1 protein-coding gene is annotated in these 245 nt (G+C 40.0%); it reads left to right on the top strand.

The annotated features are described in order from the left end of the window. Positions 1 to 245 (top strand): hypothetical protein (locus SB765_RS32735; RefSeq protein ID WP_410932905.1); only part of this gene is annotated, 245 nt, incomplete at both ends.

Raw genomic sequence — 245 nt, 5'->3', positions numbered from 1 at the left:
CGATGCCGATTACGCTGAGCAATTATTACTTTCTGGCGTTACCGATTTTATTCGTGCTCCTTACGATCCCTCATTTTTAAATAAAGTCTGCGATCATGCTGCTCGTCGAGAAGATTTTATGGTGAGCTATGCTGAGTTTGCTAATAAGGTACAGCAGCTAAGTATTAGTGAAGTTAAATATCGCGACCTGTTTTCAGCACATCAGCGTATTTTATTGCACTTAAACACGGTTGTACTTGAACTAG

Source organism: Pseudomonas sp. SIMBA_067, assembly GCF_046534675.1.
In the GTDB taxonomy this organism is placed as follows: domain Bacteria; phylum Pseudomonadota; class Gammaproteobacteria; order Pseudomonadales; family Pseudomonadaceae; genus Aquipseudomonas; species Aquipseudomonas putida.
The sequence above is the reverse complement of the archived record's forward strand: the minus strand, read 5'-3'. Positions and strand labels throughout refer to the sequence as shown.